Genomic DNA, 9,728 nt, shown 5'->3' with positions numbered 1-9,728 from the left:
TCGTTTCGTACCTTCAGCAGTCGAAACGTACCCCGGGTACGGCGTGTTCTACGTATCAGCCCTGGTCAACGACCCACGGAAGCGACAGGAGAGCCTCTTTTCGTCGGTGGAATAGAGGCGGGTGCCTCTTGTCCCCCGGGTGGCGAGAACGCGATAGCTGTTGAGGGCGTATCGCAGGTAGTGGTCCGGGGAGATGTCCTTGAACGCCTTGTCGCGGCTTTCCATGGGTTGGGCGACCCACTTGTCGCCTCGGCGGACGAGGTCGTCGCCGATGACGACAACGTTGTAGGCGTACTCCATCCCCTGGGCGGTATAGATGCAGCCGACCTGTTCATGCCCCCCTGTATCGGTGGCCCAATAGGGCCGAGCTGGCACATGCGGGTGGTCGAAGTCGGGCTGCTCCATGCGCGCATTCCACGGCCGGACCCCCTGCCTGAGGTCGCGAAGCACATCGAGGAAAGACTGGCCGGGCGGAAGGTCACCTGGTGGAACGAGGACCGCGAGAGGTACTACCAGTGGCACCGCACCCACACGTTCAAGGACAGCCCGCCGGCATGACCTCGTAGCGCGCAACGGCCGCTGCTCCTCCCGAGCTACGGGAAGGAGCAGCGGCCGTTTCAGCGCGTTTCCTGGGGAGTGGCTGGGGAGAACCAGCCCTCCCTGGGGAGTAATTGGGGAGCGCCGGAGCGACCAACGACGATGCGTCGTGAACGCTCCGAAACGCAAGATCTCCCAGGCCAGGCTGAGTTCGGTCAGCACTCGATGACGTTGACCGCGAGCCCGCCCCGCGCCGTCTCCTTGTACTTGTCCTTCATGTCAGCCCCGGTCTCCCGCATGGTCTTGATCGCCTTGTCGAGGCTGACATGGTGGACACCATCGCCGTGGATCGCCATCCGGGCGGCGGTGATGGCCTTGAGGGAGGCCACCGCGTTGCGTTCGATACAAGGAATCTGCACCAGGCCGCCGACGGGATCACAGGTCAGCCCGAGATTGTGCTCGATGCCGATCTCGGCGGCGTTCTCCACCTGTTCCGGGGTACCGCCGAGGACCTCGGCCAGGCCCGCGGCGGCCATGGAGCAAGCTGAGCCGACCTCGCCCTGGCAGCCCACTTCTGCTCCGGAGATCGAGGCGTTCTCCTTGAATAGCACACCGATCGCGGCAGCAGTGAGCAGAAACCTGACGATGCCGTCCGGGCCGGCGCCGCGCACGAACCGCTCGTAGTAGTGCAGCACGGCCGGGACGATGCCTGCCGCGCCGTTGGTGGGCGCGGTCACCACACGTCCGCCCGCCGCGTTCTCCTCGTTGACGGCCAGCGCGTACAGCGTCACCCACTCAATGGCGTGCAGTGAGTCGGTCTCGGCCGCTGTGTCTGCCTCTCGGAGCTTGCGCTGGAGCGCCGCGGCCCGGCGGCGTTGCGGGTGCCGATAAATCATCCACCCAGGTGGAGGCCTTGATCGACTGACTCCTCAGGTCTCGCTCGCGGACCGCTCCGATGTCTTCACGTGCACAGACGCGGACGACATCATGATCTTGTGCTGCTGCGCCTGGCCTACCTCGCCGCGACCAAAACCTTCTTGCTCCTGCGCCTGCTGCCGATGAGCGACCGGGACAAAGACATCGAGATCCTTGCACTTCGGCACCAACTGCCCGTCCTGCAACGCCAGGTCGGCAAGCCCACGTTCACGGACACCGACCGCGCTGTCCTCGCAGGCCTGCTCCACCACCTCCCGAGGCAGAAGCTGCACCAGCTCCTGCTGCTGGTACGCCCGGACACGATCATGCGGTGGCATCGCAACCTGCTCGAGCGACGACATTGCCCGATCCTGGTGGTTAATTGGCGCAGTGTCACGGCGGCGGTCACGGCGGGGCTGATTCCTGTCCGGTTTGCCGATAAGGCGGCACACTCGCGGCTGCCAATCTTCGACATTTGACCACGCTGAGTAATTAACCACCAGGATCGCGCAGGGCTTGAGCAGGTCTGATCACGACACACGCGCGCCGCTGCTCCACCCCAATCCCTGAATGACGTTTTACCACCCGAGCAAGAGGCTGCATTGAAGACGCCCGAGAGCGCCGCACCCCCGGCCCACTGGCGAGACCCCCACGGGCCGGGCCTGCTGATCGCCCTTGCTGACGGCTTCGCCGTCGGTGTCAGATGACTCTTCTCGCCGACGTTCCTGAGCTGGCGCCAGCGTCGGGGGTATCACGAGTGCCGGGTCAGAATTGTGCTCCTACGCGGTTGCCCAGCAGCGGTGGTGGGTCAGCGCCACTTCACCGGAGCCCGCGGGTACGACGCCTTCCGCGTTTCCGGAAGGCGTCGTACACATCCCGCACCTAAGCGTTTCAGCGCGACTGCGAGTTGGGTTCGGCTGTCGCGCTGGCGGCCGGGGCGCGGTCTGCCCGTTGCCTGACACGGCGCCTGATGCGGTGCGCTACGGCCAGCGTGAGTGCTGCCGCGAGGCTCGCCAGATACTCGGCCGCAGCCGAGCTGAGAATGTTCACCTGCCCTCCGTCGGCACAGCAGTGGAAGAGCTTGTCGCAGCCTGGTGGCGCAGCCCCAGCCGTCTGAGCTTCCGGCGCACCCGGTTTCCGAACGCATCCGGATCCCCGGCGCCGCTCAGAGCCGCGGCCTGGGACCATGTCATGCGCTGCGTGCCGTAAGTCATGGCTACGGCTCTTTCCGAGGGTGCCAGATCGGCGAGCACGGCCAGGACGCGGGAATCCTCCATCTCGCCACGCAGCAAGCCGTCCTCCGGGCGCCGGGCGTCAGTGATCACATCTCTCAACGACACCCCCGACGCGACAGCGTCTTCCAGCAGCCGTACCGTCCGGCCGACGGATTTTCGCTCCCAGAGCGGCTGCAGAAAGCGATGCTCCCGTTCGGTATGACGATGCAGCAGCTCCATGATCTCCGCATCGCGCCGCAGGTGGCGGCCAAGAGCCTTGACCCAGTCACCCAGCAGTGCCATTTCCACGGCCGCGCGCCACGCTTGTGGTCGGCCAAGGTTGAGCCAGGTCCGGGAGAACTCGTCCACAGCTGCGGTGTCACCCTCGATGCAGGCGTTACGTGCCACCAGCGCGGCCATGATGGCCTCGCGGGTCGTGAATGCTTCCGGTCCGCTGAGCTGTCCGGCGAGGGTGTGCAGGACGGCGGCGACAAAGTTCACGGGGGAATGCCTCGTGTCGGTGTCCTTGCGCTCCCTCGTCCTGTGCAGCAACGCGCCCATGACTTCCTGGGCGAATGCACCGTCCTGCTCTTGGTCGACGTTCGCGGCATGATCGGGAAGGCCTTGCTCCCTCCACGTGCGCGCCATCTCGTACAAGTGACGGACCATCACCCTGTGTGCGGCTTCTCTGCCGGGGGCGGGCGCGGCTTTGTTAAGTTGCTTGGCCATCCGGCACAGCCGCTCAAGCACCCGTGAGGCCGCGGGCCGGGCCTGCGCCAGCCAGGCCCTCCGCTGCTGGGGCAGTGGTTCGATCCGCACCGCATACACGGCTTCGTGTACGGCCTTGCTCACCGGACTCGGCCGCTTGATGGCTGGGCAGGGCATTTGTCCATCGCGGGGGCAGTCCTGGCACAGGTAGCGGAGCCGGGCATTCCTGTCCATCAACTGTTCCTGGGCGTAGCGGAGGAAATGGATGGTCCGCAACGCCAGCGCCGTACCTTCTGGCGTGCAGTCCTCGGTTGGCGAGGTGAAGGGGGCGGGCAGGCGGGTGGCCCGGTCTTGGGTGTCTACCAGCAGGCGAAGAACCCAGCCCTCCAGTGCAGCGTGAAGTGCCGAGACGCCGACGCGATCGTCGTCCTCAAGATTCGAGTAACACAGCATGACCATGCGATGCTCCTTACCTGTAGCGCGTGATGAGGGTGCTATCTCTAAGGACCGGCCTGAAGGCGAATCGGCAATCGCCCCCCACTTTTCACGAGTGACATGCGTTACATTTGGTGTTGGGGGCTGCACTCCTGCGGTGTGGGGTGAGCCCTGTCGGCAGGCTCACCCCACACCGGATGAAGTCGGTCGACGCACCGGCGATCGAAGCAAAGGATTTCCGAGCCGAGGGTGACGGCCTCCCGCTCGTCCTTCGGCTGTTGTCCCCGGGCGGCCTCAAGAAAGCGGACAACCCCAAGGTCGAAGCCGGCTTCCAGCAGGCAACGGCCACGACACCGCACTGCGGGGCGGTGCTCGATACAGGCGCATGCCCTGCCCATCACCGGAGCCCCCGGCACGCAGGGGCGCCCGCCCTAGTGGTTCATACCAGCCCCTGGCCCTGCGGGGCATCGAGCCGATGCGGCCTGTGCGTGCCGACAATCCCGTCACCTTATGCGACCTGCGCGTACTCGTGGATGAGGCCGCCAAGGCGGTCGCGCCGGATGACACGCGATGGGCCATCGGCGGCGGGTGGTTCGGGCGCATCGACACCGTCGGGGCAGCGCTGTCCGAGTGATCGGTGAGGCCGATGTTCGTTGTGATGGGTCGCGTACTCGACGACGAGGCGCAAGTGCCGCTCTCCGGTGATCAGGGCGCGGTCGGTGGCCTCGCGGCGGCATGATCCGACCCAGCGCTCGGCGATCGCGTTCATCCGGGGTACGCCCGGCAGGATGGGCACCACGCGGGCGCCGACGGCGGTGAAGACCGCGTCGAAGCCCTCGGTGAAGTAGCCGGCGTTGTCGCGGATCAGGTACCGGATGCCGGTGGTGCGTGTGTGGTCCAGGTTCATCAGGAGGTTGCGGGCCTGCTGGATGGCCCATTCGGCGGTGACATGGCGGGTGACGCCGGCGATGTGCACTCGCCAGGTGCCGTGCTCGATGAAGAACAGGACAAACAGGCGCCGCAGGAAGACCGTGTCCACGTGGAAGACGTCGACGGCAAGGATCCCCTGGGCCTGGGCGGTGAGGAACCTCGCCCAGGAGCGGTCGGCACGCCGGGGCGCCGGATCCACCCCGGCCCGCTGCAGGATCTCCCAGACGGTGGAGGCGGCGACCTTCCAGCCCAGGTTGAGCAGTTCGCCGTGGATCCGGCGATACCCCCATCCGTCGTTCTCGCGGGCCAGGCGCAGTACCAGGGCGCGCAGTGCCTCGGGCTTGGCAGGGCGGCCCGGGCCTCGGTGCGGGTAGGTCCACTTCTTCGCGACCAGCCTCGCGTGCCAGCGCAGCACGGTACGCGGGGTGACCAGCAGCTTCAGCGCCGAACGATGACGCTTGCTCAGCAGCCGGAGCAGGGCTGCGAGCACCGCTCGGTCCCCGCGGCTGAAGGCGGGCTTGGGACTGCTGCGCTGCAGGACGGCCAGCTGGTGCCGGAGCACCAGTATCTCGACATCCTTGGCCGCGGAGGACCGCGCCAGCAGGCGCAACCAGCCGAGCATCAGGCACGCGAATCGGTAGACCAGACGGAGCGTCATGACTCCCAAGCGTGCGCCGACGGAGTCACGAGCGCTTTCGACGTGATCACATCGTGACCCTCAAATCGCAGCTCAGCGTAGGTGACAGGATTGTCGGCACCCACAGGTGCCGCACAACGGTTCCCGGCCGCGTTCAGCGGCATCTCACCCCCACTTCCGACCCCGCCGTCACCTCCTCACCGCCCCGAACCACCGCGCCGAGATGATCATCCGCTTCGCGATCTGGGACCAGATCACCGGCACGTCGCCAGCCTGCCCGCCGTAGCCTGAGCCGCTGTCACCACCGAAGCCGAAACGCGTCGAACCGGCTCACACCCTCGAGCACTCGCTCAACCTGACAAAGCCCACTAGAGGGTGCCGACAGCAACTCTCCGTTGCTACGAACGTTCGACGGGGCCGACGGGAATTTGGCTATACAACTGATGGAACGTTCGATGTTGATGATCGAACAGTCAACGAAGACTCGTCACTCAAGGTTTCGTCGTAGTACCGGAGCGACCTAGCCTCAGCTCCATGTCTAGTCTCTCCCGCCGCAGACTTCTCGGTGCCCTCGCCGGTGGCACTGCGCTCTCTTTCCTGCCCCCGTCGCTGCTGAAGGCGATGGCCGCGCCGCTGCCTCCCGGTGGTATGGATGCGATAGAACACGTCATCATCCTGATGCAGGAGAACCGTTCCTTCGACAACTACTTCGGCACCCTCAAGGGCGTGCGCGGCTTCGGCGACCGTACGCCGCTCCGTCTGCCCACCGGAGCCACCGCCTTTGAGCAGCCGCGGTCCGGCGGTGGCAAGGTCCTGCCATTCTCGGCCCGGCAGGCGGCGATCGACGTCGGCCGCCCTGAGAACGACATCCAATACCTCGGCTCGCTCCCGCACGGCTTCTCCGACGCCAACCAGGCCCGGGCGAACGGCTGGTGGAACGACTGGGTCGCGGCCAAGGGCCAGAGCACCATGGCCTTCTACGACCGGCGCGACATCCCCCTCCAGTACGAACTGGCCGACCGTTTCACTATCTGCGACGCCTGCTTCTGCTCGGTCTACGGCTCGACCAACCCCAACCGCAACTACCTGTGGACCGGCACGACCGGCTACGAGCCGGACAGCGCCAACCGGGCCGTCACCAACGCTGCGTACTCCTACACCCACCCGGGTTACGACTGGACGACGTACCCCGAGCGCCTGGAGGCCGCCAGCGTCTCCTGGCAGATCTACCAGGAATGGGACAACTTCACCGACAATGCGGTGGAGTACTTCCGGCCCTGGAAGCAGATCGGCCGGAAGATCCTGTCCAAGGTCAGCGGCCAGTACTCCACCACAGAGCAGTTCTACGACGGCCTGTGGAGCAAGACGGCGGACCAGCGGAAGGCCGCGCTTGCCCAGTTCCAGCAGGGCATCGACTCGCTGACCGAGGCGGAACGCCAGCTTTTCATGCGAGGCGCCTACCGCTCCGAGCCGGACACCCTCGTCCAGCGGATCAGGTCCGACATCAAGGACGGCACGCTGCCGAAGGTCAGTTGGCTGGTTCCGACGGCGGCGCTCTCCGAGCACCCCAGCTCCTCCACCCCGGTCGGCAGCGCCAACCTCATCTACGACATCCTCGACGCCATCGCGAGCGACCCGAAGACATGGTCGAAGACGGCTCTGTTCATCAACTTCGACGAGAACGACGGCTACTTCGACCACGTGCCCGCCCCGGTCGCGCCCCGGCCCGACTCCGGCAACAGCGACGACTGGTTCAACGGCAAGCCGGTCGGCCCCGGTCCGCGCGTGCCGATGACGATCGTGTCGCCGTGGACGGTGGGCGGTTTCGTCTGCTCGGAGGCGTTCGACCACACCTCGGCCATCCGGTTCCTGGAGAAGTGGACCGGTGTCCAGGAGCCCAACATCAGCGCCTGGCGCCGCAGCGTGTTCGGCGACCTGACCTCCGCCTTCGACTTCAACCGCGGATACGCGCAGCCCAAGGTGGAGCAGCCCGGCCCGGTGCCGGCGCGGGTCGGCCGCTGGAACCCCGTACCGCCGAAGAACCAGTCACTCCCGGAGCAGGAGGCCGGCACCCGCCCGACGCGCCCCTCCCCGTACCGGCTGTCCCTGCGGGCCGACGTCACCGGCTCCGACGTACGCCTCCAGCTCGGCAACGCAGGCACCACCGCCGCCACGTTCACCGCCTACCTCGGAGACGGCACCGCCCCCCGCGCGCGGACCGTCTCAGCGGGCGGGACCGCCGACAACACGGTCGGGTATGGCGCCGACGGCTACGACCTGCAGGTCCACGGCACCGGCTGGTCCGTCTGGGAGCTGCGCGGCACCGGCGTGGGCGCCGAGGCGTACCTCGTCGAGCAGGCCATCCCCGGCCAGGTGAAGGTCCGGTGCGCCAACCCCTCAACCGCCACCCGCACGCTCCTCGTCGGCGAGTCGGTCTACCCGCGCAAACCCGGTGACCATGTCCAGACCGTCACCCTCGCGCCCGGCGAGACCCAGACCGTGCCGATCCAGCTTCCGGACCACGGCTGGTACGACGTCGTGGTCGTCGACCAGGGAGACCCGGCGTTCCTGCGCCGGATGACCGGCCACCTGGCCGACGGCAGGCCCGGCGTCACCGACCCGGCGACCGGTGTTGCCCCGGCGCTGGCCGCGACGATCACCCTGCCGGAGCCGCTGCCCTCCCAGGACACGCCGCTCGTGGAGGGCAACCCGGCCGATGTCGTCGTCACCGTGCGAAACCAAGCTGACGCCAAGCTCGACCGGCTCTCGGTCGCCCTACTCGCCCCCTCCGGCTGGATGGTCGAGCGGGCCGTTGTGGCGCCGACTGTGGTCGCCGCCGGGGATTCGGCCGATGTGCGCTTCACCGTTACACCTGCTCCGAACGCCACCGCAGGCAGCCTGGTGGTCGCCGCCCACGGCGACGGCAACGGCCTGCTCAGGCTCGCCGAAGCGCGTGTCCGCTCCGGCGTCGCCCCTGCGATGAGCGTCTCGCTGACCGGTCCGGCGAGTTCGCCCGGCACCGACGGAACCGTTCTCTCGCCGGGCAGGTCGGTCACCGTGACCGCCACCGTCACCAATTTCGGCGGCACGCCGCTCACCGGCCTGACCGCCACGCTGGACCTCCCGACGGGCTGGACCGCCACCCCCAGGGGCGACGCGCCGGCGGCCGTTCCAGCCCGCTCTTCCGCCCGCCTGGAATGGGACGTCGTCGCGCCCGCCTCGGCGGCGCGCGCTGCTGGCAGCCTCAAGGCGACCGTCACGGCGAATCTGAGTGGCAAAGTCCGGCAGGCGATCGCGTCCCTGTCCGCCAAGACCGGGCCCGTCATGACCGGCCACCTGCTCGCGGAGGACTTCGAGTCCGTCGCCCCCGCGCTCGCCCCGGCGGCCGACCTCAGCCGGCCCGGCTTGCTCGGCTGGACCCGGACCACCCCCGAGGGCTGGACGGTCACCAACGCGCCGGCCATGCCGCAGGGCACCCGGGAGCTGCAGGGCTGGACCTTCCTGTCCAAGCAGTTCTGGTTCCCCGGCGGACAGGACCGCCCCAACTTCAGCCGCGCCCTCGGCGTTGTCGCGGTCGCCGACCCCGACGACTGGGACGACACTGGCAGCCCGTCCGGCCGGGGCCGGTTCGACTCGACGCTGACCGCCCCAGCGGTGGCCATCCCGTCGGGCACCTCCACCCTCCACCTCGGCTTCGACTCCCACTACCGGCAGGAGAGCCCGCAGGAGGCCGAGGTCACCGTCCAGTTCGACACGGGCGACAAGGTCCAGTTGCTGCACTACAGCAGCGCCACCTCCGGGAACACCAACAAGGGCCAGGACCAGGAGAACCGCCTCGTCCGGCTCTCCTGCTCCGTCCCGGCCGAGGCCGCGTCGGCGAAGGTCAGCTTCCGGATCTTCAACGCGGGCAACAACTGGTACTGGGCGATCGATAACGTCCGCGTGGGCACCAGCCCGATCACCGACGCCTGACCGGCTGGCGGCCTGACCGGCTCCGCTCGGGGACGTACAGTCGTCCCCGAGCGGAACTGCGGTGATGCCTCAGGAGGCGGGCCCGCCGTGCTGGCCGGCCCTGCGGGTGCCGATCAATCATCCGGCTCCGCACCCAGGTGGTGCTCAGCGGTGTCCGGATGTCGCACATGAACTCGATCACGGAGCGGTGGGTGCGGACTTGTCGGCGTGAGGTTGCCCTTGCCGAAATCTCATCCGCCCTGGTGGTAGCCGGTGTGCGGGATGTCGACCGTGGCCGCTCGCGCTGGCACCCTCACGTGGCTGTCGATCAGCGCGGCATGATGATCGACCGTGCTGCTGCGACTGGCCTACCTGGGCGTGACGAACGCATTCGCCTTGCT

At 67.7% G+C, this 9,728-nt stretch carries 5 protein-coding genes and 3 pseudogenes; 4 read left to right on the top strand and 4 right to left on the bottom strand.

Features of this window, described 5'->3' with window-relative positions; translation table 11 throughout:
• Window positions 1-48: 48 nt before the first annotated feature.
• Together ACFU6I_RS46310 and ACFU6I_RS46305 are read right to left on the bottom strand one after the other, a co-directional pair.
• Entirely contained in the window at window positions 49-450 is a 402-nt protein-coding gene (locus ACFU6I_RS46310; protein WP_384379967.1) for a DNA/RNA helicase domain-containing protein, read from the bottom strand.
• Window positions 451-752: 302 nt separating this feature from the next.
• Window positions 753-1,415: pseudogene (locus ACFU6I_RS46305) on the bottom strand (L-serine ammonia-lyase); the annotation flags it as partial.
• A 117-nt stretch (window positions 1,416-1,532) separates the two neighbouring features.
• On the opposite strand from ACFU6I_RS46305, the pseudogene ACFU6I_RS46300 reads away from it, so the two are divergent.
• A pseudogene (locus ACFU6I_RS46300) lies at window positions 1,533-1,814 on the top strand (integrase); the annotation flags it as partial.
• Between the two features lie 684 nt (window positions 1,815-2,498).
• Here ACFU6I_RS46300 and ACFU6I_RS46295 read toward each other — a convergent pair.
• Complete coding sequence (locus ACFU6I_RS46295; protein WP_384379964.1) at window positions 2,499-3,833, bottom strand: hypothetical protein; 1,335 nt, start codon at window positions 3,831-3,833, stop codon at window positions 2,499-2,501.
• A 484-nt stretch (window positions 3,834-4,317) separates the two neighbouring features.
• Window positions 4,318-5,397, bottom strand: a complete 1,080-nt coding sequence (locus ACFU6I_RS46290) for an integrase core domain-containing protein (protein WP_384379962.1) — start codon at window positions 5,395-5,397, stop codon at window positions 4,318-4,320.
• Between the two features lie 105 nt (window positions 5,398-5,502).
• Between ACFU6I_RS46290 and ACFU6I_RS46285 the strand changes: the two are divergent.
• The 3 genes and pseudogenes from ACFU6I_RS46285 to ACFU6I_RS46275 form a co-directional block, all read left to right on the top strand.
• Window positions 5,503-5,662: pseudogene (locus ACFU6I_RS46285) on the top strand (IS6 family transposase); the annotation flags it as partial.
• 248 nt (window positions 5,663-5,910) lie between these two features.
• Complete coding sequence (locus tag ACFU6I_RS46280) at window positions 5,911-9,348, top strand: phosphocholine-specific phospholipase C (protein WP_384379959.1); 3,438 nt, start codon at window positions 5,911-5,913, stop codon at window positions 9,346-9,348.
• Window positions 9,349-9,515: 167 nt separating this feature from the next.
• Window positions 9,516-9,728 (top strand): hypothetical protein (locus ACFU6I_RS46275; protein ID WP_384379955.1); only part of this gene is annotated, 213 nt, incomplete at its 3' end.

This window comes from Streptomyces sp. NPDC057486 (genome assembly GCF_042802415.1).
Lineage (GTDB): Bacteria > Actinomycetota > Actinomycetes > Streptomycetales > Streptomycetaceae > Streptomyces > Streptomyces yanii.
The sequence above is the reverse complement of the archived record's forward strand: the minus strand, read 5'-3'. Positions and strand labels throughout refer to the sequence as shown.

What these genes read in the sequence shown, in the direction of transcription:
- ACFU6I_RS46295 (WP_384379964.1), bottom strand. Translation starts at nt 3,833, where the DNA reads ATGGTCATGCTGTGTTACTCGAATCTTGAGGACGACGATCGCGTCGGC.
- ACFU6I_RS46290 (WP_384379962.1), bottom strand. Translation starts at nt 5,397, where the DNA reads ATGACGCTCCGTCTGGTCTACCGATTCGCGTGCCTGATGCTCGGCTGG.
- ACFU6I_RS46280 (WP_384379959.1), top strand. Translation starts at nt 5,911, where the DNA reads ATGTCTAGTCTCTCCCGCCGCAGACTTCTCGGTGCCCTCGCCGGTGGC.